Source organism: uncultured Campylobacter sp. (genome assembly GCF_905373215.1).
Taxonomy (GTDB): domain Bacteria; phylum Campylobacterota; class Campylobacteria; order Campylobacterales; family Campylobacteraceae; genus Campylobacter_B.
Genome location: NZ_CAJPRT010000001.1, coordinates 51412 through 76520, shown reverse-complemented (window position 1 = coordinate 76520; position 25109 = coordinate 51412). Strand labels below are relative to the sequence as shown.

The window sequence follows — 25109 nt, the reverse complement described above, 5'->3', positions numbered from 1 at the left end:
AGCGCATATTAGCCAAAAAGCTCTTAATATGAGCTTAATATGGTACGCCCAAGAGGATTCGAACCTCTGGCCTACGGCTTAGAAGGCCGTTGCTCTATCCAACTGAGCTATGAGCGCAAAATATCAAATCAGTGGTACGCTCGAAAGGAGTCGAACCTTCAACCTACAGATCCGAAGTCTGTTGCTCTATCCAATTGAGCTACGAGCGCATAAAGTGGGGTGAGTTGTGGGAATCGAACCCACGACCCTCAGGACCACAATCTGATGCTCTAACCTACTGAGCTAAACTCACCACAATGGTCGGAGCGAAAGGATTCGAACCTTCGACCCTCTGGTCCCAAACCAGATGCGCTACCAGCCTGCGCTACGCTCCGAAGATTTTCGTGGATTGAATGAAAAGCGTATTATATATATTTTTTCTTAAATTCCGCTTTTTACGGCTCTAAATTTAATGAAATTTAGCGAATCTCATCTGTTTTTCTAAATTTTTCAATAAAATTCGCATCAGCGCCAGTCCCTTCGTGCGGTGCGAAATTTCAAATTTCACCGCAGCGGGCAGCTCCCCGATTGTGCGGTCAAATCCGCGCGGAATAAACATAAAATCGTATCCGAATCCGTTTTGCCCACGCTGCTGCGTTATCGCCGTACCGTGCATGAAGCCGTGCGTACAAAACTCGCCCAGGTCGCATTTTAGCGCGATCGCCGCCGTATAATGCGCGGGACTCTCCTTTAGCCCCAGGGCACGCAGGTTAGCGGCTAGCTTCTCGCGATTGCTCGCATCCGTTGCACCCGCTCCGCTAAAGCGCGCCGAAAATATCCCCGGAGCCCCGCCCAGCGCATCCACGCAGATACCGCTATCATCGCTTAGCACAAAAAATTCGCTCTGCAAATTTTTACTTTTTAGCGCCTCATGCACTGCGCGAACTTTAATAAGCGCGTTTTGTTTGAAGCTCGTGCCGCACTCGTCGATCTCAAAAGGATCCAGCACCTCGCTGAGCGCGCACACGTCGTATTTCGCAAAAAATTCTTTTATCTCTTTTACCTTATTTTTGTTGCTCGTCGCAAGTAAAATTTTCATCCTCGCTCCTTAAATTTAAGCCGCCATTTTACCCAAAATCAAAGAATTCGTTACGATTTTTGGCTATAATCGGCGCAAATTTCATATTATTTGAGGTCTAAGATTATGCTAAAAAGCGTCCTTCCGCTTAGTTTTATCATCGCTACGAGGTTTTTTGGATTATTTATTTTGCTGCCCGTGCTTAGCCTGTATGCGTTGAGCTTGCACGGCGCAAACGAAAGCCTAGTGGGGCTACTTTTTGGAATTTATGCGATTATGCAAGTGATTTTGCAAACGCCATTTGGAGTGCTAAGCGATAAGATCGGACGTAAAAAAACCCTTGCGATAGGGCTGGCGCTTTTTATCGTGGGCGCTTGCGTTTGCGCGGCGAGCGAGAGCATTTATATGATGATTTTTGGGCGCTTTTTGCAAGGCTGCGGTGCCGTAGGAGCCGTAGCTACCGCACTAATTAGCGATTTTACGCGAGAGGAAGAGCGCGGTAAGGCGATGGCGGTAATGGGCGCAATGATAGGCGTGAGCTTTGGTGTCGCAATGATTTTAAGTCCGCTTTTAAGCGCCAAATTTGGACTCGCCAGCCTATTTCATCTAAGTTCGGCGCTTACGCTTTTATGTTTGATGCTGCTTTTTTTCGTAGTACCTACCGAACCGCATATCCGCTCCCTGCGCCAAAAGGTCCCGCTCGGCTCACTTTTGAGCGATAAAAATTTAATGCTTATGAATTTAACGAATTTTTTTCAAAAAGCTTTCATGACGGCAGCGTTTTTTCTAATTCCAATTTTGCTCGTGCAAAAATTCGGACTTTCCAAAAGTGATTTGACCAAAATTTATGCTCTAGGCGCGATATTCGGCTTTACTGCGATGGGTGCGAGCGGCGCTTTAGGCGAAAAGCGCGCACTAGCTAAGCAAATTCTACTTATCGGCATTTGCTTTTTCATCGCTTCGTATTTGATTTTTGCGTTTGCTAGCGGGGCGAGCGCTTTCGTAGTGGGTGTGATGCTCTTTTTCGTGGGATTTAACGCGCATGAGCCCATTATGCAAAGCCTTGCGTCCAAATTTGCCAAAGTCGCTCAAAAAGGCGCCGCGCTTGGGATTTTTAATTCGTTCGGATTTTTTGGCAGTTTTTTGGGCGGGCTATGCGGCGGCGCACTTTTTGGCAAAATCGGCATTGAAGCGCTAGGCATTGGCGTCGCGGTTTTGGGTGTGATCTGGCTTGTGCTACTTTCTAGGCTGAGCGATCCAAAACTTTTTAAGAATTTATACTTTCCTAAAGGCGGCGATTTTTCCGCACTACAGGGCGTAAAGGGCATTATTGAAATTTACGAGACCGATGGCGAACTCGTTGTGAAATTTAACTCGAAATTGATAAATGAAGATCAAATTTATAAAATCGTAGGAGGCAAATGATGGAATTTGAAAAATTTGAAAGCGCGATGGAGCGCTTCTCAAGCACGGTGCAAAAGTCCTCGCGCGTCGAAAAAGTCGCGATCACGCAGGCGCTGGGGCGTATTTTGGCAAGCGACGTCGCGGCGCCTTTTAGCACTCCGCGCCGCCCGACTGCCGCGATGGACGGCTACGCGCTAAAGGGCACGGATCTGAGCGAGGGAGCGAAATTTAAGATCGTCGGCACGACGCCTGCAGGCAAGATGCCTAGCGCCGCGGCAAAGGCGGGCGAGTGCGTCAAAACCTTCACCGGCGGGCTCATGTGCGAGGGTAGCGACACGCTTTTGCCGATCGAAAACGTGCAGGTGCAAGGCAGCGAGATCGTCGTCACAAAGCCCGTTTCAGCGGGCTTTGCCGTGCGCGCGGCAGGCGAGAGCTACCGCGAGGGCGAGCTTTTGCTTCGTAGCGGCACGAAGCTCGGATTTTCACAGATCGCGCTGTTAGCGGAGCTGGGGCTATTTCACATAAGCGTATTCGTCCGCCCAAAAGTAGCGATCCTTGCCACTGGTAGCGAGATTAAGGATCTGGGCGAGAGGCTCGAAAACGACGCTCAAATTTACAGCTCCAACCACATCGCGCTTGCAAATTTAGTAACGCAGCTAGGCTGCGAAGCGATGATAATGCCTCTAGTACGCGATGACGAAAAAGAGCTAGGAGGCGCGATCCTATCGGCTTTACAGAGCGCCGACATACTTCTAACAAGCGGCGGAGTGAGCGTCGGGGACTACGACTTCGTGCAAAGCACGCTGCAATCAAAATTTGAGCTCATCGTAAAGGGTGCGGCGATCAAACCGGGCCGCCACGTGCGCGTAGCCAAAACCGGCGAAAAATATATCTTCGCATTCCCTGGCTTTCCACTCTCGGCGCTTATTACGTGCATTTTGTTTCTGCGCGTATATTTGCAAAAATCCTTCGGTGTGCGCGAAAATACGGAATTTAGCGCGATCTTAGATCACGACTACGTAAAAAAGACGCCGTGGATGGAGTTTATGCCCGCCGTCTTGCAAAACAGAGACGGGCAGCTTTTTGTTAGCCTGCAAAGCAAAAAGCAGGGCTCCAGCGCGATTTTGAATAATTTAGACGACGATAGCGTCCTGCTAGTCGCGCCGCTCGAGGTTAAAGAGCTCAAAAAAGGCGAGCTCGTGCGCGTAATCTCGGTACCTAAAATTTAGGGCGCAGCGGTTCAGAGGCGATTGCGGCGGCGGACGGAATTTAACTACCGCAAGGGTTAAAATTTTGCCGCTGCGAGGCGTTAAATTTGGCTACGAAAGCTCTATTTTGTGGTTTGAAAAGTTGAAATTTAGACCCAAATCGCGCGTCGCGGCGGGCTAATCAAAATTTTTACTACGCGCCGCTATACAGCGAGTGCGCCAAATTTTTGCCGTCGCGCAACTTCAGCTTCAAACTACTTCGCGAGCGAAATTCTGGTATTTGCGGGAGAAAGCGAAAATGAAAGATAAATTTTATGGCACTCCGGCGGGCGTTTTCGGCGAATACAAGGCAGGCGTAAAATGAGCCAAACTCACCCTTTTAAGCCGATTTTCGATGAAAATTCTAAAATTTTAATCCTCGGCTCTTTTCCCTCCCTCGTTTCTCGCAAACTGGGCTTTTACTACGCAAATCCGCAAAATCGCTTCTGGCGCGTGCTGGCGCAAATTTTAAACGTGCCGCCGCCTGCGAATACGGAGGAAAAGATAAAATTCCTACTCGCCCGCCGCATCGCCATCTACGACGCTGCGATCTGCTGCGAGACAAAGGGCTCGAGTGACGCCAAAATGACCGCCGTCGTGCCTGCAAATTTAGAGCCGATCTTTAGCGGGGCGCGCATCGTGCAGGTGTTCGCCAACGGCGGCAAGGCGCACGAAATCTGTGAAAAATACTTAAGAACTCAAATTTTAAACGCAACGGGCAGGGAGCCGATCAAGCTGCCGTCCACGAGCCCAGCGAATGCAAATTTTAGTTTTGAGCGGCTCGTTCGGGAGTGGGTAATCGTCGCGGATATGTTGAAGTACGCCGAAATTTAGCGCTCAGCTCCGTTAAACAGCGCACGACAGGCTTACGTGCACGGCGCGCGTCCAGCGCCCAAAACCAAATCCGCAGCCCAAACTCCGCGAGGATTTATCTAAAATTTAGCTTCAAATTTTAAAATTCTTCAAATTTAACCAAGCCAAAGGAAGCAAAATATGAAAACCTGCAAAGCCGCGCAAAATTCGCTAAATTTGAGCTTAAATTTAATGCGAAGTTTTATCTTTTCAAGCGCATTAAAGCTCCTGCTTCCGTTTTTGGCGTTAGGCGCGCAAGCTCTGGAGCCAAAAATCGTAATGAAGCCTGAGCCGAGCTTAAAAAACGGCCTGTATTTCGTAGCGGACAAGCCCTATAACGGGACGCTCAAGGTGCTGCATTATAGCGCCGAGGATCTCTACGACGTAAATTTTATGGGCGTCATCTATCCCAGGCTAAAGCCGCTGCCGCCGACGCTTATCAGAGAGATCGACGTAAAGGACGGCACTGCGGTGTTTCAGCGCGATTACTTTGATGGCAGAGATAGGCCTTCAAACGAATATCCGCTAAAGGGCGGCCTGTACGACGGCGTCGCAAAGAGCTACTACGCAGACGGCGGCGAGCTGAAGTCGCAGAGCGAATACAAAGCCGGTAAGCGCGAGGGTTTTTACAAGCTGTATTATCAAGGAAGCGGCAAGCTAAAGCAGCAGGGCGCGTATAAAGCAGATAGGCGCGAGGGCGTTTTCACCGACTACTACGAAAGCGGCGAAGTAAGCGCGCGCCATCCGTATAAGGGCGGGCTACGAAACGGCAAGGACGTGGATTATTACAAAAGCGGCAAAGCGCGCGGCGTGCGGAGCTACAAAGGGGGCAAGCGGCAAGGCGTAGAGAAATGGTATCACGCAAACGGCGCGCTAAGGCAGACCGGCGCATACAAGGATGACCGCAAACAGGGCGTTTGGAAGTTGTTTTATGAGGACGGCAAGACGCGCGTAGTCGAAAATTTCAAAGACGGCGAGCGCGACGGCGTCGTGCATGAATATTACCCAAGCGGCGCGCTGCAGGGCGAATACGAGTTCGAGCGCGGCAGGCAAACGGGTACGAGTAAGCAATACTACGCAAGCGGTGCGCTTGCGGCAAAGGTGATGTTTAGAGACGGGCGCAAACACGGACTTTATGAAACATACCACGAAAACGGCGCGCTCAAGGCTAGAGTAACGTTCAAGGATGGCCTGGAAACGGGCACGGCGAGGCACCACTACGCAGACGGTAAGCTCGAAGCCGAGGGCGAGTTTGAGCGCGGCAGGCTCGTGCGCGCCAAAAAATACGACAAAAGCGGCAAGCTAATCAGCGACAAATCCGATAAAAACGGGCTAGCAAGGGAGTGAAGCGAGCTAAATTTTAATATTTTAAGCGGGTTTGGAATTTTAAAAAGGTTTAAAATTTTGAGTAGGCGCGGTTTTGCGTTTTAACGATCGCAGCTTCGCATTTTCAGTACTCACGGCTTTGTGCTTTAAACGAGCGGGATTTTGCGTTTTGAAGCACGGCTTCACGTCTCTAACATTTGATTAGGACGCGGCTCCGCACTTTAAACAGACGCGACTTTACACTTCGAGCGAGCGCAATTTACATTTGAAGTGCGGCTTAAAAATTTTAAACAAGCGAGCCTTGCGCTTTTGTTTTTTAGCCGCACATACCGCGCCGTCAAGTGCCGCCTTTAAATGATGCGGCTTTGTATTTGTAGAGCGACGCGCTGCGTTTAAACGAGTAAAATTCGCCTGGCGGCTTTATACAGCGCGCGAATACGGCTTGACGTTTTAAACAAACGAAGCTTTATGCAGCGCAGCTCGCCGCGTGATTTGAGCTGATGCGGTTAAAATTCCACGCTGTATTTTGGCACACATAGCGCGCAGGTATCGCCCGACGCGACATAGCTTGGCTTCGATACGGCTTGTCTTTTCCGCGTAACGAGCAACTTTGGCGCGGTGCGAATTTTTAAAATTTAAAGCGAAATTTCAAGCCGAAACAGCACTGAAATTTCAACCGCCGAAAGGGCAAAATTCGACGATCAAATTTCGTTAAATTTAGCCCGCGGTTCGCAAGCCATGCTATTCGGGCGTAAATTTTAAACCCGCCGCGCCTCGCCTTTGACGCAGTAATTTTACCTAAGCGGACAGAGAAATTTTAAAATTCTTATTGCCCCGACTTAATCGCGACTTCAAAACGCAGTATCTGCCGCCCGCGCTCGTTTGCCGGTCGCGCGCAGTGTGCGCCGCTTCACTCGCCGCATCCGCTCTGTGCTGCGCCGCAGTCCCCTCTGCTGAGCTGAGAGCTGCTTTAAATTTTATAAATTCAGCCGCAAATCCGCGCTCCAAATGTAAAATTTCAATCAATCAAAGATCGCGCAAAGTATCCCTGGCGCGAAAAAGCCTAAAAATAATCTCCGTTTTAGCTTAAAATATCGATGTTCGTAGTAAAATTCGCTCAAATTTTACCGCGAAAGGAGCTAAAATGACTGCAGGTATTATTATCGGCACGGTAGTGCTGTTTATAGTGGGTTGGGCGATAGTGCGAGGCAAGTACGCGCCGCTCGTGCTTTTTCTTTCGGGCGTTTTTATGTTGATCTGTTCGGTAGCGCTGGGTACGGGGAATTTTATGCCCAAACAGGCCGTAGCGACGGGCAACGCCTACCTAAACATCATCGAGTTTATCCGATATATGTTCTCAAACAGATTTGCAAATTTAGGCCTTATCATCATGTTTATGGTGGGCTTTGCGAGCTATATGACGCATATCGGCGCAAACCACGCTTTCGTCTCTATCGCTACGAAGCGCTTTGCTAGGATCAAAAACCCATACTTCATGGTCTTCGTCGCATTTGCGGTGGCTAAGCTCATCAGCATGGTTATCACTAGCGCGGTAGGGCTTGGCGTGCTATGTCTTGCGCTACTAGGACCCGTACTCATCTCGCTTGGGCTAAACAAACTCACCGTAGGCTCGATCTGCGCGATGTCGGGAGCCGCCTCGATGGTGCTCATCGGCGCATCGACCGCCGCCGCCGCGAAGGCTACGCAACTTAGCATTTTAGATTACGTTTTCATCTATAAAATTCCGGCCGCGCTTCCGACTTCGATCGTGATGGGTATCGCGCTCGTTTTTTGGAACAGATATCTGGATAAAAAAGAGGGCTGGGTGTGCAGCGAGCACGTGGGCGAAGTGATGGAATTCGACGGCGCCGTGCAAAATCCCGAGGCCGCCGCGCCTAAAATTTACGCGATACTGCCGTTTTTGCCGATGATTTTGGTGGTCGTATTTTCGCAGTACTGCATCGCTTCTATCAAGCTTGACATCTCGGCGATCATCATCCTATCAGTCGTCATCGCGATGCTTTTTGAAGCGGTTAGGCATGGGTTTAAATTTGACCCGATTGCCGAAGGGGTCAAGGTGTTTTTCCAAGCGATGGGCAAGAGTCTAAGCGGCGTCGTGATCCTTATCATCGCAGCGGGCGTATTTGCAGAAGGCTTTAAGGCGCTAGGCATGCTCGATAGTATCGTAGGGCTCGCAAATTCACTTGGCTTTGGCGGATTTGGCATGTCGGTGCTTTTCGTGATCATCACGACGCTAGTTACGATCATCTCTGGCTCAAACGGCGCGAGCTTCTACCCGCTCATCGAGATGGTGCCGCATATCGCAGCTAAACTAAACGTGAGCTCCGTGATGCTCGTGCTGCCGATGCACCAGGCCTCGACTATCGCTCGCCCTCTCTCGCCCGTCGCAGGCGTGGTCGTCGCGATAGCCGGTATGCTAAAGTGCAGTCCGCTCGATATCGTCAAACGCTGCAGCGTGCCGGCGGTCTTGGGCCTCGTTAGCCACCATATTTTCGTGTTTTTACTCTCGTTGTGAGGCGTAAAATGGAGCTTCCTAGATGGACGTTTGAGGACGCGTACGGCGACTTTGACGACGCGAGATTTACGGATGCGCTGTCAAATTTGGACGAAATTTTAGGCGAGATAGAGGGGCTGCTAGGCTCTAACGGCGGGCTAAATTTGCTGATAAATGCATACGAGCGCGGATTTGAGGAGGCAAACTCTTTGCTTGCGTTTTGCCGTTGCAAATCAAGCGACGACACTAAAGACGAACGAGCAGGCGCGGCCGAGGCGAAAATCAGGGAGAAGTTTTTGCGTCTTGAGCGAACGAAAGAGATCATTTTTGAAAAGATGGACGCGCTAGATCCCTCCGATACCGCGCGCCAAACGCAGGAGTTTGCGCGGATAAAATTTCTTTACGACGAGCACAAAAGTAGCTGGCGGGCAAAATTTGACGCAAAGGAGCGTAAAATTTACGAGGACACGGCGACTAGCAGTTTCGCCCCGCTTTACGGCGTATTTAGGCATCTAAACAACCTCATCGCCGTGCAAGCTACCGATAAAAGCGGCGTAAAAAGCCTCTATAATCTCTCAAAATGCGCGGGCGTTTTAAAGGGCTCGCCCGATGCTGCGCTGCGAAAGAGCGTGTTTGACGGGCTAGCGGAGCATTACGGTAAGCACGCGAGCTTGTACGTCGACGTTTTAAATTTGCTTCAGGGCTTTAGGCTGGGCGAATTTAGGGCGGCGGGGACGGATATCCTTACGCCTAGCCTGCAGCAAAACAAGATCAGCGAGCAGGCCGTAACGGCGATGTTTGCGGCGCTAGATCGCAGATCAGACAAGATCAGAGAGTGCGTGAGCCTGCGCGCGAAGTACTTCCCGCAGGGTAAAATTTACGCCTGCGATCTGCTCGCGCCGTCTCCTTTCGCTAGCACGGAGGAGATCCCCTACGAGCGGGCGATAGAGACGATCTGCGAGGCTCTGGGCGAGGTTAGCGAGGAAATTCCCGAATTTATTAAAATGATGCTGGATAAAAACTGGATCGAGGCGCAGGTGCGCGAAAACAAAGCAGGCGGCGCATTTTATACGAGGTTTGATAAATTTCGTCAGCCGCGGGTGTTTTCTAGCTACATGGGCACGCAGGCGCATATGATCCAGCAGGCGCACGAGCTCGGACACGCGTGGCACTACTGGATCATGCGCGATCTGCCCGCGCTGCACACGCAGTTTCCTATGACGCTAGCCGAGGCTGCTAGCACCTTTAATGAAGCCGTGTTGCGAAACTATCTGCGAAAAAATAGCGCGGATAAAAATTTGACCTTTGACATCTTGTGGCAGGAGCTAAAATCGGCGGCAAATTTCATGCTACACATCGGCGTGCGGTTTGATTTTGAGATCGCTTTTTTAAAGGCTAGGCAAAAGGGCGCGGTCGGCGTGGCGCAGATAGAAGAGCTCATGCAAAAGGCGTGGCGAGGACGCTACGGCGATACGACGCAGGATGCGGAGGGCTTTTTGCCGTACTTTAAGCTACATTTTTACAAGACCGATCAATACATCTACAACTACCCCTACACCGTCGGCTACCTGCTTTCGCAGTTTTTGCTGGACGAGTTTACGCGCTCGGGCGATAAATTTATCAGCGCGTACAAGGCGTTTTTGCGCGAGTGCGGCGTGATGAGCGTCGAAGCTTTGCTGCAAAAGCACTTCGGCAAGGACGCGCGAACGCTGGAGTTTTGGCTTGAGTGCGTCGATAATGCGCTAATTTACGCAGACGAGTTTAAGCGGCTCGAGGAGCGGATAAAATTTGATAAATCAAAGGACCGAGCGGAGTAAAACGGGCGCAAAACTTAGCAAAGAGTGCGGGCACAAGGCGCGAGAGAGGTGAGCAAGGGTGGATGAAGCTAGACGGTCGAAATTTTAAAATTTACCGCCCGCTTTGCTAAACGGATCTTACCGAGCGCGCGAAAAATTTAAATTTTATCGGTACTAGGAAGCGCCGAAGCGATCCTTGAGATAGATTGGGGAAAATTTCAAATCATACGCCGTGCTCGCGACGCTATGTCGCTTAGCAATGCGAGCGAGTTTAAACACCAAGCGATGCAATAGAGTGCCAATGCGAAAGACACGGCACGGGCTGCGGGCGATACGACGCAAACGCAGGAAGCAGATCGGTTGTTTCTGCTACAGAGGCAAAGAGCGAGCCGCCTATCGCAATCTTAAAATTTTACGAACCGCTTATTTGTAACTTTAAAATTTTACGAAATATCCGCTCATAAGCGTTAAAATTTCGATGCGCGCGCGACAACGTTAAAATTTTAGCCGGCATGGCTGCTAAGCGAAATTTCATGTAAGTATCCGTGTGACGCTGTATTTGCAGAGTAAAACGCATACAATAAAATTTTAGCGTGTTTGAAAAGACAGAGTTGTCAGACGGTAGTGCGGCGAAATGAAATTTAGTACGCAAGAACGGCAAACGTGGGTCTAAGCGAGATGAGCTTCAAATTAAAATCTGCAAAATTTTAATTTGAAGGTATTAAATGGATTAAAGACCAAAATCCACGTAAATTTTATACGGCGAGATAGCAAGCCCAGGGTCTCGCGATGCCGCAGTATTTGTGTCGTAGAATATAGACGTCAAGAAGCGAAAGGTGCTTGAAATTTAGCGCGCGGCGTAATTAATGAACTTAAAGTTTTGCAACTCTCTAAGTTGCGTAGCAAAAGCCCAAATCTATCCGCAGCAGCCGCAATCGCAGCGCGAAGATGCGGCGGGATGAAGCTCGCCGATGTAGAGCTTCACGGATTCAAATCCTTGCTTTTTCGCCCACGAATAGGCGTCGCTTGCAAAGCCAAAGTCCGCAAAACGCAAGAAGCTCTCCACGTAGAACTTGCGCGCATTTTGATGATCGACATAATAGGCGTGCTCCCAAAGATCGCAGGCAAGCAGTGGAATTTTGCCGTGAGCGATCGGCGTGTCCGCATTTTGCGTCGTGATGATTTCTAAATTCGCCGCGCGCTCGTCGCACGCAAGCCAGCACCAGCCGCTACCGAAAAGCCCCAGTGCGCGCTTTAAAAACTCGCTTTTAAAATTTTCTATCCCGCCGAAAGCCTGAGCTAAAGCGTCCGCGAGCTCGCCGCTAGGCTCGCTTGGCTGCGCGATACAGTCGAAGTAAAAATCGTGGTTGTAAATTTCAGAGGCGTTGTTAAAAATACGGCTAAAACCTAGGCAAATTTTATAAAGCTTTGAAATTTGCGAAAAATTGCACTCCTCGTCGCGCGCGGCCTTGAACGACTGCGTGATGATCGTAAAAAGATCTGCGTTTTGTATCGGCGTGTCCGCTATATCTCGGTTCAGACCAGCGACATAATCCTCGTAAAGCCCGCCGTGATGAAATTTTAAGCTTTGCAAGCTCGCGATTTTATTCGCTCTCGGATCAAAAGGCAGTGCCCTGGATCTAAACACTAATAATCCTCGCTGTCCAAATCGCTATAATCGTTAAAACCGTCGTCGTCTTCGTAGCTGTAATCATCCTCGTCGTAGTTGTAGTTGTAACTCTCATCGCCTCCGATTAGATCATCGTCCTCGTATTCGTCCTCATCGAACTCTTCGTCTTCGAAGTCATCGAAATCAGCCATTTTGCTCTCCTTTGTCGTTGGAATTTACTTTTGATTTTACGCATTCACTTGCTATTTCCGGTATATTTTCGATATAAACGCTCTGTGATGGGAAGGCAAACGATAGTCCGTTTTGCTCCACGATCTCCATTATTTTAAATAAAACATCCTCTTTGGTTTGGATGAAATTTGCCCATATTACGGTTTTTGTGAAGCAGTAAACTAAAATATTAATAGACGAATCGCCAAAGCTATCTAGCGCCACGAACATAGTGCTTTTATAGCCCGCTAAATCGTCGATAGAGACCATATTTTGTCTATAGCGCATACGAAAATCTTTGGAATTTAATGCTGTATCTGCAGATTGAGCGATGCCCGGGTGAGATTTTAACATCTCTTTGATATCGTTTACACACTTTCGCAGTTGAGCCGTGCTCGCGCCGTATTCGACGCCTACGGTAAGCTTTAAATTCCGTCCTACCTTCCTGCGGCTCCAGTTTTTGATATTTTGCGCCATTATGTTGGAATTCGGCACAAAAACAAGAGCATTGTCAAAGGTTCTGATCGTCGTCTTTCTAAAGCCCGTTTCTACGACGTTTCCTTCTATGTCGCCTAATACGACCCAATCACCTTGCGAGAACGAGTTATCAAATAATAGCATCACGGATGAGAAGAAATTTGCGATGATGTCCTTGGTCGCAAACGCGATTGCAAGTCCGCCGATTCCAAGCGATGCCATAAGCGCCGAGATGTCAAAGCCTAGACGCTTTAGTACCAAAAGTGCGGCGATGATGATTACGATGACGTATAGAATTTTAACGACTAGATTTATGATATCTTTTCTGACGCCTTTTTTCGTGATATTTCCAAGCACGACAATGCCGTAACCATCGATGATTTCGATAATGAGCCATGCCCAAAGCACCACGTAAACGATCGAGAATAAATTTGCAAATTTTATCGGCACGGGCGCCGGATAATAAAAGATACTAAGACAGATATCAACCGAATAAGCAATCAGCAAAATACCCATCGGACGCTTGATAATGCCCACTACTTGCGTTTTTAGAGTTTCACTATCCAGAGAAAAGCTTTTATTAAAGAATTTAAATACGAAATAGATGATGTTGGCAAGTAGCCTGCGAAGCGAGTAGAAAAATAGCGTAATCAGCGTGATTAGAATGAGCTTGCCGAAATTTACGTGGCTGAGCTTAAACGGAATTTTATCGTTGATATAATCGATCACCGACTTAAAATTTAAGCTCGTAAAAACCACGCTGCTTGCGAGTAGATCGCTATTTCGCGACAGATACGTAAGCACCTCGTCGTAGGTCTGCTTGTCGTTTTTCAAATCGTTGATTTTAGACTCTAAGGCGTCTATTTGCTCTTGACTGCTTAGATTATTTTTCAAATCATTAAGTTTGCTAAAATCCCTAGTTTGGATATTTAGTAGCGTGCTACTTAGCTCGCTTTCAAGCGCGCTTCTGCTTGCGCCGTTTACAAACATATCCTCAATTTTCATAAGCGAGGTATAAAAGATCTCTGCCATCTCCATTTTTTCCAAATCCGCGCTTGCATTTACGTATTCGGGAGAGCTCTGCTTTTTGGCGTATTTTTTTAGCGTAGTTTGGATGTTCTTTTTATTTTGCGCATACGATATTATGCTTTCGATATCCATATCCTGCTGCGTAATCGCGAAAGGCAGGCGATCAAAGAGCTTAGCTTTATTGCGATCGATGGCGTCTAGCTCGTTTTTGCTCGCGTTGGCGTCACCGCCGTTAAGCAGGGAGCTGCGTTGTAAATTTAGCTTTTTAATCTCTTTGATTACAGAGATAAGCGTCTCTCCATTAGGAGCTTTTTTCTGTGAAGTCTCCGTTTTGGCGACCTTTTCTGCGATCATATTTATTACTTCGGTTTTATTACCATCCTCTGCACCGAGAGATTTGGATAAAATTTTAGCGACTTCTTTTTTGATCTCGGTTTTGTTGTTTTCTAAAGTAAGATTTGCCTCTGGAGCGGTAGAATTCGTCTCTACAAAGCTTCCCTCGCCGGTCGTGTTGAGGTCTGCAAACGCTAAAGCGGCGCTAAAAAGACTAATCGTTAAAAAGCTGATTATAGATTTTTTCATAATCCATTCCCTTATTTAATAGCGTAAAATGTGCGCCTTCGTCGTCGTAGTTGAATAGCTCGCCCGTTTCGATGACGTAGTGCCAGCCGTAAATTTTAATCTCGCCGTTTTTGTAGGCATCTTTGATGCCAGGAAAGCTAAGTAAATTTTGCATGGAATTTATAATATTTAGCCGCTCGGTGATCCACTCGCGCTTGTCGGCGCCGATATCTTTTAGCTTTTCGACCTCGTCTTTTACGGGCTGCATTAAATTTAGCCAGCGCCTTACGTTTGGAATTTTTTCGAGCTTTTTTGCGTCATAAAACAGCGCCGCGCAGCCACCGCAGTTGCTGTGCCCACAAACGATGATATTCTTGATATTTAGCGAATATAGTGCGTATTCAATCGCCGAAGTAGTTGCTAAAAATTCCTCGCTAATGCGGTATGGAGGAACGACGTTTGCGATATTTCTCACAACAAAAAGCTCGCCCGGAAGCGTCGAAGTAATTAGGCTCGGCACCACGCGCGAGTCAGAGCAGCCGATAAAAAGCGTGTGGGGCTTTTGATGATTTGCCAGACTTCCGAAAAGCTCGGCATGCTCGGCAAAATTTTCTTCCATAAATTTAATAGCTCCATTTATTAACTGGCTGGGCATACTTTCTCCTTAAAAAAGTCGGGAATTATATATTACTTTCATAAATAGATAGAATTCTGGGAATTTTTAATGATATATTTACCAAATTTTCGCTAAACTCCCCGCTCATAAATCAAAAGAAGGAGAAAAATATGAGTCTATACGACAGACGAAATTACGCGGACGGCTATGAGCTATCGGACGCATCACTGGAACAAGGACGAATCTCTCAGACTATCAAACAAACCTACGCGCTTCTAACCGCTTCGATGATAGCTGCGGCGGCAGGGGCTTTTGTGGCGATGAGCTTCGGCGTGAGCTTGGCTATTCATCCATTTTTATATCTAGTGCTTTTAATGGGGCTGATCTTCGGTATGCAAGCAGCTGTAAATCGCGGCGCCAACACGATCGCGCTGGTTTTGCTTTTTGCATTTACCTTTATTACCGGTCTTACTCTAGGTAAATTGATCGCTATTTATATCGCAGCGGGCGCTGGAGACGTAGTAACGCATGCGTTTGTGGCTACGGCGATTACTTTCGGTGCTCTTACCGTTTATGCGATGAATACAAAGACAAATTTCGACTCTTGGGGCAAGCCGCTATTGGTATCGCTTGTGGCTATTATCGTGCTAAGCCTTTTGAACTACTTCTTTTTCAAAAGCACCGTGCTTGATATAGCGATTTCAGCTTTTTCGGCTTTAATCTTTTCGATGTATATCATCTACGATACTAAAAATATTATAAACGGCACCTATACTTCACCGATAATGGCTGCCGTAGATATGTATCTAAACATCTACAACCTCTTCCTTTCGCTGCTAAGAATTTTCGGCGCAAGCAGAGACTAAATTTTACGCACCGCTTCGTGCGGTGCACTCTTAACTTAAAATTTATAAATCTTTTATTATAATCGCAAATTCAATTTTTTCAAAAGGTTTTATAGTGACTACGTTATTTTTGGTTTTACAAGTTGTTTTTGCCGTGATAATTACGATCTCCGTCCTGCTGCAAAAGAGCTCTTCTATCGGACTTGGCGCATACAGCGGAAGCAACGAAAGCTTATTTGGTGCGAAGGGTCCAGCGGGATTTTTGGCTAAATTTACCGCCGCGATGGGAATTCTATTTGTGATAAATACACTCGTGCTTGCGTATTTCTATCAGCAAGATGCTAAATCTTCTGTCGTAGATCGCGTAAAGATTGAAGCAAATGCTACTAAATCCGTGCCAAACGCTGTCCCTGGCGTGCCATCCATCCCAGCTTCAGGCGCAAAGCCTAATTTCGCTCCGGCAAGCACCGAAGCAAATCCTGTAAATAGCAGCGAGGTAAATTCAACAGCTCCGAAGATCGAAGCACCCGCAGCTCCTGCTACCGATACAGCCGCAGCTAGCGCGCCTGCTCGGTCGCAAGCATCAAGTGATACCAATGCCAGCGCCGCTTCCGTAGATCAAAACACAACCAAATAAACTCTAAATTTTAAAATTTAAAAGCGCAAAATCCGCGCTTTTAAATGCTATTCTTATTTTTTTAACGCTATAATTCCGCAAATTTTATTTAAAGGATTTGAATGCTAGAAGCTATCTACAAAGAGCAAAGAGCAAACGGCGATCGAGCTATCGAGGCTTTGAAAAAGGACTTTACGACGCTACGCACCGGCAAGGTAAGCGTGGCGATCCTGGATCATATTTTCGTGGATTATTACGGCTCGCAGACTCCGCTAAATCAGGTCGCGACCGTCCTTTCGACCGATGCGGTTACGATCTCGATCACGCCGTGGGAGAAACCGATGCTAAAGGCGATCGAAAGCGCGATCGCAGCGGCGAATATCGGCGTAAACCCTACTAACGACGGCGAGAGCGTGAAGCTATTTTTCCCGCCGATGACGATCGAGCAACGCCAAGAAAACGCAAAAAAGGCCAAAGCGATGGGCGAAAAAGCAAAAATCGGCATTCGCAACGTCCGCAAAGACGCCAACGACGAGATCAAAAAGCTTGAAAAAGACAAAGCGATCTCCGAAGACGACGCCAAAAAAGGCTACGACGAGGTGCAAAAGATCACCGACTCTTACTCCGCCAAGATCGACGACGCAGTCAAGGCCAAAGAAGCCGAGCTTTTGAAGGTTTGAGCTGTGAATATAGAAAAAATCTATCGCGACTGCGGCGCATATCTGCGAGGGCATTTTCTGCTTTCAAGCGGCAACCACTCGGAATTCTATCTGCAAAGTGCCAAAGTACTTGAAGATCCGCAGCTAGCAGGACAGCTCGCAGACGAGCTCGCCGCTATCATCGAAAAAGCGGGCGTGGAGTTTGATAGCGTCTGCTCGCCCGCGCTGGGCGGAATTTTAGCGGGCTACGAGCTAGCTCGCGCGGCAAAAAAACGCTTCATATTTACCGAGCGCGTAGATCGCGTGATGAGCCTGCGCCGCGGCTTTGAAGTGCATAAGGGCGAGAGATTTATCGTCTGTGAGGACATCATCACTACGGGTGGCTCTGCTCTTGAAAGCGCGAGGCTCATCGAAAACCTCGGCGGCGAGGTCGTGGGCTTTGCCGCGCTTGCCAATCGCGGATTTTGCAAGGTCGCAAATTTAGCGGGCAGCGTCGCTAAGGCTGGCGCCAAGCTGCCCGCGGATAAGCCGTTTTTTGCGCTAGGCAATTTCGAGTTTGAAATTTACGAGCCCGCAACCTGCCCGCTTTGTGCTACCGGAAGCAAGGCGATCAAGCCCGGCAGTCGCGGAAACTAGGCGTCGATTTGCTGCTAACAAACCGCAACGAGATTAAATTTTATCCTCTCGGCTTTAGCGCGCCGAAATTTTAAAATTTAATCTAAAACGGATCAAAATGGCAAAACAAAAAGCTAAAATTTCACCGATTTTTCTGCGCGTGAAAGCCTTCGTCGTCGATCTTTTCATCATCGCGATGCCCCTATTCTACGGCGTTACCTATCTCGTCTTGGGCTCGAAAGAGGCTCTGTGGCGCAACCAGACCGCGATCGCGCTTATCTGGCTCGCATACGGCGCGATTTGCGCAGCATTTTACGCCTGCAGCGCCCAAACGCCGGGCTATAAGCTCGCGGGGCTTTACCTCATCGACGTTCGCAGCGGACGCAAAGCAAGCTTTTTTAGGGCACTAGCTCGCTTTGGATGCTTCGTGCTCGCGGGCTTTAGCGTCATCGGGCTTTTGATCTGCTTTTTTCGCAAAGACAGGCTCAACTTACACGACCTGCTAAGCGGGGCTGCACCCGTCGTGCGAAAGGATGCGCAGTGAGCGGGCAGATTTGCGGCATCGACGAGGCAGGGCGCGGCTGTCTTGCGGGACCGCTTTGCGTCGCTGGCTGCGTGCTGCAGCGCGAAATCGCGGGGCTTGCCGATAGCAAAAAGCTAAGCGAGAAGCGCCGCGAGGAGCTTTACGCTCAGATCATCGAAAATTCGCGCTACAAAATCGTCGAAATTTCAAGCGCACAGGTCGATGAGATCGGACTCAGCGCATGTCTAAGATCGGCGCTTGAGCAGATTCTCGCGTATTTTATGGGTTTTAGCGGACAGATCATCTACGACGGCAACGCAACCTTCGGCGTACGCGGGCTTCAGACGCTCGTAAAGGCCGACGCGCAAATCGCCGAAGTAAGCGCGGCGAGCATCCTTGCCAAGGTCACGCGCGACCGCACGATGCATGAGCTCGCGCAGCGCTATCCGCAATATGACTTCGCGCAAAACAAAGGCTACGGCTCGCGTGCGCACATCGCGGCGATCGAGCGGTACGGACTCACGCCTTTTCACCGCGCAAGCTACAAGATCAAATCGCTGCAACCCTCGCTGTTTGATTAACGCCGTAGCAAGCCTGCTTGAACGGTAAGGCAAAATCGCCGATTTCGGTTGATGCTCCGTCGGCAAACGACGCCGAAACTCATATTTGAAGGTAAGTTTGCCGATTCCAACCGACACGATAATCGTTAGTTTTTGCCAGGCGGAATTCACTTTTTCGCTATCTTCTCAGAATTTTAACCGCACTTTCGTATCTTGTAAGGGCCCGTATAAGGTCGAAATTTTATCTAAAACCGCAAGCTCGGCTCGCTCGCTTATCCGCGTCCGAATAAATTTTAAAATTCCGCGCAGCGTAAATTCAGCCCACGCGCCGCAATAAAGCTAAAATTTAAATTTAGCCTTGACGACGAGAAGGCATTGCGCTTTAAATTTAAAACTGCGCGTAAAATTTTAAATGAGATTTTGATATAAAAACTCGGCTAATTTTTAAAATTTCATCAAATTTAGCCGCGAGATGAGGTGCTTACTTTCTTTCGTAGAAGAGCGCGAGAAGATTTCGTGATTTCATTTTATTATTAGCATCCTCTTTTCCGTCTGCGGTAAGTGCGGTAAATTTAAATTTATCCGATAGACTTGCACTCTTATCATTATTTACGATGAAATTTAGCTCGATAGTAGCCTTTGACGGCGCTTTACTATCAAAACTTGCGTAATATTGTTCTGCGGTTAGCTGCGAGTAATAAACGGATTGCTTTAAATTTTTCATAACGTAGTTAATATCGCTTTCAATACTGTCTTCTTTCAATATCTCTTCTAATTTACTATCACAATCTACTAGCTTTTCTTCATCGTCAGATTTTATTTCGCCCTTAGCTTTGAGTACCTCTTGAAATTTGGCTTCGTTTAATTTGCAGTGCTCTTTTGCCAGCTTAAACAGACCTTGCGCGTCATAAGTCTTGCCTTTGTAAAAGATCTTAACGGTGTCTAAATATATGTCTATTAGCTTTTTTTGAGGTGATTTAAACTCATCTGCTTTTATGAGTTCCATATCCACGTCGCAGACCATCTTGACCGTCTTTAATCCGCCGTTTTCCTCTTTGCTCCACGCGATACTTTTGCATTTTTTCGAGCCCTCGATCGCCGTGCCGATACTCATAGACTTAAAATCGGGCAGAGTGTAGTTTTTCACGAGCTCTACTTCGTCCTCGCCACATCCTGCTAAAAACAATGCCGCAAGCACGGCGCTTAGCACATATTTCATCTTTAACTCCTTGAGGTGAATTTTTTAGAAAATAACGCTACTCCCCCCTGCTTAAAAACGGGTAAATTTAGAGCTTAAATTTTAAAATTTCGCTGCCAAAATTCTACGCTCTTAATCTACGAAATTCCGCGCGCAGTTTCGCGCACGAAGGCGGTAAAATTTAGAAATTTTAACCAAACTTTCGCTATCATCACCGCTTAAATTTCATCCAAAGGAAACCGATGTTTGAATGGATCGCCTCACCCGAGGCATGGATCAGCCTGGCGACGCTCACGGGGCTTGAGATCGTGCTTGGTATCGACAATATCATCTTTATCGCGATTTTGTGCGGCCGCCTGCCCGAGGCGCAGCGCGGACGCGCCCGTATAATGGGGCTCGCGCTTGCGATGTTCACGCGCATACTGCTGCTTCTTAGCCTAAGCTGGATCATGGGGCTAACCAAGCCGCTATTTAGCGTGCTTGCGCGCGATTTTAGCGGACGCGACCTCGTGCTGATCGGCGGCGGATTGTTTCTACTCGTCAAATCCACGCTCGAGATCCACTCCAGCGCCACGGGCGAGGCACACGAGCGCAGCGCTAGCAGCGGCAAGGCAAGCTTCGGCGGCACGCTCGTGCAGATCGCCGTTTTGGACATCATCTTTTCGCTCGACAGCGTCATCACCGCCGTGGGCATGGCGCAGCACCTGCCCGTGATGATCCTCGCAGTCATCATCGCCGTGGGCGTGATGATGCTCGCTAGCGGCGCGATCGCGCGCTTCGTGGACGCAAACCCGACGATAAAAATTTTAGCGCTTGCATTTTTGATCCTAGTGGGCGTCTCGCTGATCGCCGATGGGCTAGGCTTTCACATACCTAAGGGTTACATCTACTTCTCGATGGCGTTTTCGCTGCTGGTGGAGCTCATCAATATCCAGATCCGCAAAAAATCCGCCGCGAAATAGAGGGGCGAAATTTTGCGAGATCTGAAAGGCGCGAATGGGCTTTGCTAAATTTCTTTCGCCGCGACGTATAAAGCTTGCTCGCGGCACGGCCAGGGATTTAAAGCTAGAGCTCGCGGCTGCAGACACGGCGAAATTTAGCTTTACGCTGGAGGGTTTGCGCTTTGCGGGAAATTTGGACTTAAAAGGCGACGGACTTTATCTGCCGATACGCGAGGGCGACGAGCTGGCGGTGATATATGAGGCTTCGAGCTCAAATTCCGACCACGAAGCTTTGAGAGGCTTAAATTCCCGCCGCAGCGCTTTAAGCGGCGAAAATTCCGCGCCGCGCCCTAGCTGCGAAGTTCTAAACAGCGGAAATTCCACTGCCGCAAATTTAGACTGCGACGCACATAGCGATACCGCGGAAAGTGCGCGCCAAAATTCTGCGGTATCTGATTTAGTGGGCAAAGATCGCAGCGGTATAAATTCCGCCGCTTTGAGCCTGACTCACGAAGGCTTTAACGAGCAGGCGAACGCTAATACGGAACTTTATACTTCGAGTTTGAATTGCAAATATTTAAGCGGCCCCCTCTCTTTAAATTCTACTCGCGAGAGCCGTGGCGACGCTTTGGCAAACCCCGCCGCTTTCGCCCTTCCGATAGATTTCGTTAATCTAAGCCTAGGCGCGCAGCGCTGGAAGAACGCCGGTAGCACGGCACTCGCCGCGATATTCGCAGCCTTCGGCGTAGCGCTAGCCGCGATGAGCATCTACTGCATAATCTTTATTTTTGAAAAGAGCGATCCTGCGGTGGCGATAGCCCTGCCTGTCCTCGCACCTTTTGCGTATTGCAGCTTTAAGTTTATGCGAAGAGACTGGCGCGCCGCAAAGTTCGGGCGCATATTCGTAGCGCTTCCGCACTCCAAAGAGCCCAAGCGAAGCGGCGAAGCGGAGGGCTATGCTAGCGGCGTGCGCGTGCTGCAAAGCGGCGACGTTTATTATTACGGCTTCGCGCTGTACGGGCTATATTTATCGGGCGATAGCAAGCGGCGTATCGTCTCTGACGCGCTACGTGCGGATCAAAATTTAGCGGAGCTTGCGGACGGCGAAAATTGCATGAAATTTAAGAATTTAGACGCAGAAAATTCCGCAAATTCTACGAGTATTAAGAATTTTGCGAAATCAGTAAATTCCATAAGCTCTGTAAATTCTACTAACGCAGCAAATTCTATAAATTCCGCCCGCTCCGCCGAAGTCGCGGCGCCCGCTAAGACAAAGGATGCCTCGCAGAGCTTCGAGCTGCAAAACGGCGATATTCTTCGCGCCCGCTACAAAGACTACCGCGTAAGCGGACTGTGGAACCAAAGCCGCGGTAGCGAGCTCGGCGATACGCACAGCGGGCTTCGGCGCGTGATAGATTTTATCGCGAGCGTGGCGCTGCAACTCGGCCTGCGTCTAGGCGGCGCGCTCGTGCTGACGCAGCTCGGCGATCACATCGGCGGCTCCTTCGGCAACGCCCTAAGCTTCATCGGATTTTTGCTGCTGCTTAGCCTTATGCTTTGAAAGGCGAATTTCAAACGGCATCCTCGCAAAATTCTATAACTTCACGAAATTTCAAATTTCGCAATTTCGCAGAATTCCGCAGCGAGCGGATTCGGGTTTTAAATTGAGGGCGCAAATTCTAAATCCAAATCTCGTGCGGCATAAAATTTGCGCTATAATCCAGCAAAAATCAAAGATTGAAAGGAAGCCGCTTTGAAAATTTTAATCTCGTTTTTATGCTTATTAAGCTTCGTATTCGCCGAGACGGCGCCCGCTTTGGCGGGAGGCGCAAATAGCGCCCAAAAAGACCAAAGTCTAGAAAATTTAATCGCAAATTTAAGCGCGGCGCTGAAAGAAATCGATGAAGCTAGTCATCGCCCCGATGGTACGCCTTGCGAGAGCATAGTTAGGTTAAGGGCTGCGTTTATGGAGTTTTTACAAAACGCGGGCGAGATAGCACCTCAAATTTTAAAATCTTTGAAATTCGCGCCGGATATGGCGATCTCGCAGGACGGCAAGTTTCGGGCGTATTCGGTAGATATCAGCACCGGCGGCACGATGGGTGCGAACTACGTAGCATATCAATACGCAAGCGGCGGGCGAAATTTCATTATGGATTTTGCGGACAAGGGTGCACAGCAGCTGCAAGAATGCGTCCTTGGCGGCAGGCGGGATTGCGACTGCGGCGAATGGGCGCTTGATACCGCATGGGGCGGCGAGCGAGTGATAAAAATTTTTAAAGTTAAAGAAAATCTATATCTTGTTTACGGAGCATCAAAGGGCTCTAGCAAACTCGCAAGCGATAAGCTTAAGGCGGCAGAAGCAAGCGAAACGGGTATAAAAATGGTTGATATATTTCATTACGTCCGCTCATGCGGCGCAGATTGCGACTGCTCTAAGATGAGCTCTTTGGCGCCGCACGACTCCGCTCGCTTCGGCATAGAATATGATTTTTTCTCATACTTAAACGGCAGCGACGAGATAAAGAGCAAATACGCTAAAAGGACGTTTTTGACCTTTGAAAACGGCATACTGGGCGCTCTTAAAGTAAAATATAGTGATAAATACCCGGACGGCGAGCTTGTCGATGAATATCAATACTTTAAATTTGACGGCGAAAAATTTACGATAGAGAGTAAAATAATTCATTGCGAGCCCGGTAAAATTATAGAGGAGTTAGTCGCGCCCTCTAGCGCGCAGGGGCTTTGATGGGTACCGTGATGCTTGGCGGGTGCGCTAAATTTAAAGGCTTTGGGGCTGTAAATTTAAAGACGTGGGAAAATTTTAAATTTTTAGGCGCGCAGAATTTCGACTACGGAATTTTAAAATTTTAAATTTTAAGGCGTAGAATTTCACGGCACGAAATTCTATTTTCAGAATTTTAAATTTTGCGGTGCAGAATTCCTCGGCGTGAATTAAAATTTTAAATTTCAAAATGCGCGGAATTTTACGCGCCTTAAAATTCCAAAGCGCAAAATCAAAAAGCGGAAATTTAAAATTTCAAATTTTACGGCGCGTGAGGTCGCAGCACGGAGCGTGAAGCTATAGTGCGCGAGGCTGTGACACGCAAAGCTACGGCGAGCCCCGTCCGCTAGCTCCAAATTCTTTCGTTTAGTTTTAGGTTTTTTACGATCGCTAAAAAGTGCGAAAGCTCGCGCTTGAGCTGCGCGGCAGGGTCGCGGCGTAGCACGCTTTCGTCGATGTCGGGCTCGAAATTATCGCGCCCCGTATTTACGAAAATATAAATTTTGCTATCTGCGAAGCTAAGGCTAACGGGCGCGGCCACGGCGCCTGCGAAGCGCAAGAGCCTCCGCATAAAGGCGGGCGTTAGAATATACATCGTGCCCGCCGCGTCCTCGCAATACACGGCGAAGGCGGTGTTAAACTCCGCATCGTCCATATCTATCTTTTTTAGCCCGCCTGTGTTCGGCGCGCCGGCGCGAGCGGGAAAAATCAGGGTTTTGGCACTTATGCGTTTGTTAAATTCCGCGTAGAAAAAGGTGCCGAGGATTTCGCTTTCCGAAAATCTATTAAATAAACTTACGTCACAAAATGCGAACTTCACGCCGTCATAAACGCCCGAGACCCTGTCGTTGCCGCCTTTGAATTTATCTAGTCGAAAAAAGAGCCCCGAGAGCTTAAGCTTGGCGAGATCGATACTGCCTCCAATATCGTATCGATAGCCGAACGCCTTGAAATAAGGCATTAGATAGTGCTCTTTAAAAGCGCATTGAAATTTTACCGAATAATCTTGTTTAAAGCCTCTAAACAATACGAATAAGCTCGAAGCAGCCAAGATTAAAGTTATAATCGCGAGTAAGATATATTTGGAAATCGTGGGGCGATTTTGTAAATCGTTTAGAAATAGGCTCATAGCAAAAAGGCAGGCAGCATAGATTATCTTAGCTTTTATGGAGCTTTCATCGCACAAAACGGCTACTATAAGAACAACCGCGAATAATCCGATAAGAGACAACAAATCTGTCATCTCTCCTCCGTCGCGCAGTTTGCATACTGAAAACATGCCGTAAAAAAGTATGCACGCCGCCGCGAAGATCGTATTTCTTTTCGCCTTATACAAAAGCCCCAGTCTGATCTGCTCCAGCTCGCTTGCGCTCATCTCGCTCCTTTTAAATTTGAGATGGATTATGACGCTTGCGGGCTTTAAATTTGCTTACGAACGGCGACGAAATTTTAAAATTTAGACTTGGATAAATTTGCGATTAAATTTTAGCGGCGGATCGTCTAAATGTAGCGAAGGCGGAATCTTGGTAGAAGTTTAAGCGGCACGAAATTTTAAAAATTCCGTGCCATAAGAGAGATAAAATTTTACGGGCGCGCTTTAAATTCGCTATAAAATTTCACTGCGCCGAGTCGTAAAATTTCGCGAAA

At 48.3% G+C, this 25109-nt stretch carries 23 protein-coding genes and 4 tRNA genes; 16 read left to right on the top strand and 11 right to left on the bottom strand.

The window, feature by feature from the left end:
• Positions 1-40: 40 nt before the first annotated feature.
• The 5 genes from QZ176_RS00375 to QZ176_RS00355 form a co-directional block, all read right to left on the bottom strand.
• Positions 41-117, bottom strand: a tRNA-Arg gene (locus QZ176_RS00375).
• A gap of 15 nt (positions 118-132) precedes the next feature.
• Positions 133-209, bottom strand: a tRNA-Arg gene (locus QZ176_RS00370).
• Between the two features lie 6 nt (positions 210-215).
• Positions 216-292, bottom strand: a tRNA-His gene (locus tag QZ176_RS00365).
• Positions 293-297: 5 nt separating this feature from the next.
• Positions 298-374, bottom strand: a tRNA-Pro gene (locus tag QZ176_RS00360).
• A 74-nt stretch (positions 375-448) separates the two neighbouring features.
• Positions 449-1078 carry a non-canonical purine NTP pyrophosphatase gene (locus tag QZ176_RS00355; RefSeq protein ID WP_295150164.1) on the bottom strand — a complete coding sequence of 210 codons (630 nt, stop codon included), beginning with the start codon at positions 1076-1078 and terminating at the stop codon, positions 449-451.
• 105 nt (positions 1079-1183) lie between these two features.
• On the opposite strand from QZ176_RS00355, the gene QZ176_RS00350 reads away from it, so the two are divergent.
• From QZ176_RS00350 to QZ176_RS00325, 6 genes are all read left to right on the top strand, one after another.
• Positions 1184-2482 carry an MFS transporter gene (locus QZ176_RS00350; protein WP_295150161.1) on the top strand — a complete coding sequence of 433 codons (1299 nt, stop codon included), beginning with the start codon at positions 1184-1186 and terminating at the stop codon, positions 2480-2482.
• On the top strand, positions 2479-3690 hold the full coding sequence (locus QZ176_RS00345; protein ID WP_295150159.1) for a molybdopterin molybdotransferase MoeA: 1212 nt from the start codon (positions 2479-2481) through the stop codon (positions 3688-3690). The genes QZ176_RS00350 and QZ176_RS00345 overlap by 4 nt, the downstream gene beginning before the upstream one ends.
• Before the next feature lie 339 nt (positions 3691-4029).
• The gene (locus QZ176_RS00340; protein ID WP_295150157.1) at positions 4030-4542 is read left to right on the top strand and encodes a DNA-deoxyinosine glycosylase; all 513 of its coding nucleotides are present in this window, start codon (positions 4030-4032) and stop codon (positions 4540-4542) included.
• A 159-nt stretch (positions 4543-4701) separates the two neighbouring features.
• Positions 4702-5907 (top strand): toxin-antitoxin system YwqK family antitoxin, encoded by a 1206-nt coding sequence (locus QZ176_RS00335; RefSeq protein WP_295150154.1) that lies wholly within the window; start codon positions 4702-4704, stop codon positions 5905-5907.
• 1123 nt (positions 5908-7030) lie between these two features.
• Positions 7031-8422: a C4-dicarboxylate transporter DcuC gene (gene dcuC / locus QZ176_RS00330; protein ID WP_295150151.1), complete on the top strand. Its 1392-nt coding sequence runs from the start codon at positions 7031-7033 to the stop codon at positions 8420-8422.
• An 8-nt stretch (positions 8423-8430) separates the two neighbouring features.
• Complete coding sequence (locus QZ176_RS00325; RefSeq protein WP_295150149.1) at positions 8431-10218, top strand: M3 family metallopeptidase; 1788 nt, start codon at positions 8431-8433, stop codon at positions 10216-10218.
• Positions 10219-11113: 895 nt separating this feature from the next.
• Here the strand turns inward: QZ176_RS00325 and QZ176_RS00320 are convergent.
• Genes QZ176_RS00320 through QZ176_RS00305 form a run of 4 tightly spaced genes read right to left on the bottom strand, consistent with a single transcriptional unit; the run spans position 11114 to position 14759 of the window.
• Positions 11114-11845 (bottom strand): superoxide dismutase, encoded by a 732-nt coding sequence (locus QZ176_RS00320; protein WP_295150147.1) that lies wholly within the window; start codon positions 11843-11845, stop codon positions 11114-11116.
• Positions 11845-12018: a hypothetical protein gene (locus QZ176_RS00315; protein WP_005870938.1), complete on the bottom strand. Its 174-nt coding sequence runs from the start codon at positions 12016-12018 to the stop codon at positions 11845-11847. The genes QZ176_RS00320 and QZ176_RS00315 overlap by 1 nt, the downstream gene beginning before the upstream one ends.
• Positions 12011-14125 carry a mechanosensitive ion channel family protein gene (locus tag QZ176_RS00310; RefSeq protein WP_295150144.1) on the bottom strand — a complete coding sequence of 705 codons (2115 nt, stop codon included), beginning with the start codon at positions 14123-14125 and terminating at the stop codon, positions 12011-12013. The genes QZ176_RS00315 and QZ176_RS00310 overlap by 8 nt, the downstream gene beginning before the upstream one ends.
• Entirely contained in the window at positions 14091-14759 is a 669-nt protein-coding gene (locus tag QZ176_RS00305; protein ID WP_177389381.1) for a carbonic anhydrase, read from the bottom strand. Before QZ176_RS00305 ends, QZ176_RS00310 begins: the two co-directional genes overlap by 35 nt.
• A 131-nt stretch (positions 14760-14890) precedes the next feature.
• Between QZ176_RS00305 and QZ176_RS00300 the strand changes: the two genes are divergently transcribed.
• The 6 genes from QZ176_RS00300 (at position 14891) to QZ176_RS00275 (ending at position 18559) form a co-directional block, all read left to right on the top strand.
• A complete protein-coding gene (locus QZ176_RS00300; protein ID WP_005870935.1) occupies positions 14891-15586 on the top strand; it encodes a Bax inhibitor-1/YccA family protein in 696 nt (231 codons plus the stop codon).
• 94 nt (positions 15587-15680) lie between these two features.
• Positions 15681-16202: a preprotein translocase subunit SecG gene (gene secG / locus QZ176_RS00295; protein WP_295150141.1), complete on the top strand. Its 522-nt coding sequence runs from the start codon at positions 15681-15683 to the stop codon at positions 16200-16202.
• Between the two features lie 101 nt (positions 16203-16303).
• Positions 16304-16861, top strand: a complete 558-nt coding sequence (frr, locus tag QZ176_RS00290; protein ID WP_295150138.1) for a ribosome recycling factor — start codon at positions 16304-16306, stop codon at positions 16859-16861.
• A gap of 3 nt (positions 16862-16864) precedes the next feature.
• Positions 16865-17476 carry an orotate phosphoribosyltransferase gene (gene pyrE / locus QZ176_RS00285; RefSeq protein ID WP_295150135.1) on the top strand — a complete coding sequence of 204 codons (612 nt, stop codon included), beginning with the start codon at positions 16865-16867 and terminating at the stop codon, positions 17474-17476.
• A gap of 97 nt (positions 17477-17573) precedes the next feature.
• Complete coding sequence (locus QZ176_RS00280; RefSeq protein WP_295150132.1) at positions 17574-17999, top strand: RDD family protein; 426 nt, start codon at positions 17574-17576, stop codon at positions 17997-17999.
• Positions 17996-18559 carry a ribonuclease HII gene (locus tag QZ176_RS00275; RefSeq protein ID WP_295150130.1) on the top strand — a complete coding sequence of 188 codons (564 nt, stop codon included), beginning with the start codon at positions 17996-17998 and terminating at the stop codon, positions 18557-18559. The genes QZ176_RS00280 and QZ176_RS00275 overlap by 4 nt, the downstream gene beginning before the upstream one ends.
• A gap of 460 nt (positions 18560-19019) precedes the next feature.
• Here the strand turns inward: QZ176_RS00275 and QZ176_RS00270 are convergent, their stop codons facing one another.
• Positions 19020-19757, bottom strand: coding sequence for a hypothetical protein (locus QZ176_RS00270; protein WP_295150127.1), 738 nt, complete (start codon positions 19755-19757; stop codon positions 19020-19022).
• A gap of 221 nt (positions 19758-19978) precedes the next feature.
• Between QZ176_RS00270 and QZ176_RS00265 the strand changes: the two genes are divergently transcribed.
• The 4 genes from QZ176_RS00265 to QZ176_RS00250 all read left to right on the top strand — a co-directional run bounded on the left by QZ176_RS00265 (position 19979) and on the right by QZ176_RS00250 (position 23551).
• Positions 19979-20698, top strand: a complete 720-nt coding sequence (locus tag QZ176_RS00265; RefSeq protein ID WP_295150124.1) for a TerC family protein — start codon at positions 19979-19981, stop codon at positions 20696-20698.
• 34 nt (positions 20699-20732) lie between these two features.
• Positions 20733-22238, top strand: coding sequence for a hypothetical protein (locus tag QZ176_RS00260; RefSeq protein WP_295150121.1), 1506 nt, complete (start codon positions 20733-20735; stop codon positions 22236-22238).
• A gap of 192 nt (positions 22239-22430) precedes the next feature.
• Positions 22431-23426 (top strand): hypothetical protein, encoded by a 996-nt coding sequence (locus QZ176_RS00255; RefSeq protein ID WP_295150118.1) that lies wholly within the window; start codon positions 22431-22433, stop codon positions 23424-23426.
• A complete protein-coding gene (locus QZ176_RS00250) occupies positions 23426-23551 on the top strand; it encodes a hypothetical protein (protein ID WP_295150117.1) in 126 nt (41 codons plus the stop codon). Before QZ176_RS00255 ends, QZ176_RS00250 begins: the two co-directional genes overlap by 1 nt.
• Before the next feature lie 257 nt (positions 23552-23808).
• On the opposite strand, the gene QZ176_RS00245 is transcribed toward QZ176_RS00250, so the two are convergent.
• Complete coding sequence (locus QZ176_RS00245) at positions 23809-24837, bottom strand: DUF3137 domain-containing protein (protein ID WP_295150114.1); 1029 nt, start codon at positions 24835-24837, stop codon at positions 23809-23811.
• Positions 24838-25109: the final 272 nt, after the last annotated feature.

What these genes read in the sequence shown, in the direction of transcription:
- QZ176_RS00355 (WP_295150164.1), bottom strand. Translation starts at nt 1,078, where the DNA reads ATGAAAATTTTACTTGCGACGAGCAACAAAAATAAGGTAAAAGAGATA.
- QZ176_RS00350 (WP_295150161.1), top strand. Translation starts at nt 1,184, where the DNA reads ATGCTAAAAAGCGTCCTTCCGCTTAGTTTTATCATCGCTACGAGGTTT.
- QZ176_RS00345 (WP_295150159.1), top strand. Translation starts at nt 2,479, where the DNA reads ATGATGGAATTTGAAAAATTTGAAAGCGCGATGGAGCGCTTCTCAAGC.
- QZ176_RS00340 (WP_295150157.1), top strand. Translation starts at nt 4,030, where the DNA reads ATGAGCCAAACTCACCCTTTTAAGCCGATTTTCGATGAAAATTCTAAA.
- QZ176_RS00335 (WP_295150154.1), top strand. Translation starts at nt 4,702, where the DNA reads ATGAAAACCTGCAAAGCCGCGCAAAATTCGCTAAATTTGAGCTTAAAT.
- dcuC (WP_295150151.1), top strand. Translation starts at nt 7,031, where the DNA reads ATGACTGCAGGTATTATTATCGGCACGGTAGTGCTGTTTATAGTGGGT.
- QZ176_RS00325 (WP_295150149.1), top strand. Translation starts at nt 8,431, where the DNA reads ATGGAGCTTCCTAGATGGACGTTTGAGGACGCGTACGGCGACTTTGAC.
- QZ176_RS00315 (WP_005870938.1), bottom strand. Translation starts at nt 12,018, where the DNA reads ATGGCTGATTTCGATGACTTCGAAGACGAAGAGTTCGATGAGGACGAA.
- QZ176_RS00310 (WP_295150144.1), bottom strand. Translation starts at nt 14,125, where the DNA reads ATGAAAAAATCTATAATCAGCTTTTTAACGATTAGTCTTTTTAGCGCC.
- QZ176_RS00305 (WP_177389381.1), bottom strand. Translation starts at nt 14,759, where the DNA reads ATGCCCAGCCAGTTAATAAATGGAGCTATTAAATTTATGGAAGAAAAT.
- QZ176_RS00300 (WP_005870935.1), top strand. Translation starts at nt 14,891, where the DNA reads ATGAGTCTATACGACAGACGAAATTACGCGGACGGCTATGAGCTATCG.
- frr (WP_295150138.1), top strand. Translation starts at nt 16,304, where the DNA reads ATGCTAGAAGCTATCTACAAAGAGCAAAGAGCAAACGGCGATCGAGCT.
- QZ176_RS00280 (WP_295150132.1), top strand. Translation starts at nt 17,574, where the DNA reads ATGGCAAAACAAAAAGCTAAAATTTCACCGATTTTTCTGCGCGTGAAA.
- QZ176_RS00270 (WP_295150127.1), bottom strand. Translation starts at nt 19,757, where the DNA reads ATGAAATATGTGCTAAGCGCCGTGCTTGCGGCATTGTTTTTAGCAGGA.
- QZ176_RS00265 (WP_295150124.1), top strand. Translation starts at nt 19,979, where the DNA reads ATGTTTGAATGGATCGCCTCACCCGAGGCATGGATCAGCCTGGCGACG.
- QZ176_RS00260 (WP_295150121.1), top strand. Translation starts at nt 20,733, where the DNA reads ATGGGCTTTGCTAAATTTCTTTCGCCGCGACGTATAAAGCTTGCTCGC.
- QZ176_RS00250 (WP_295150117.1), top strand. Translation starts at nt 23,426, where the DNA reads ATGGGTACCGTGATGCTTGGCGGGTGCGCTAAATTTAAAGGCTTTGGG.
- QZ176_RS00245 (WP_295150114.1), bottom strand. Translation starts at nt 24,837, where the DNA reads ATGAGCGCAAGCGAGCTGGAGCAGATCAGACTGGGGCTTTTGTATAAG.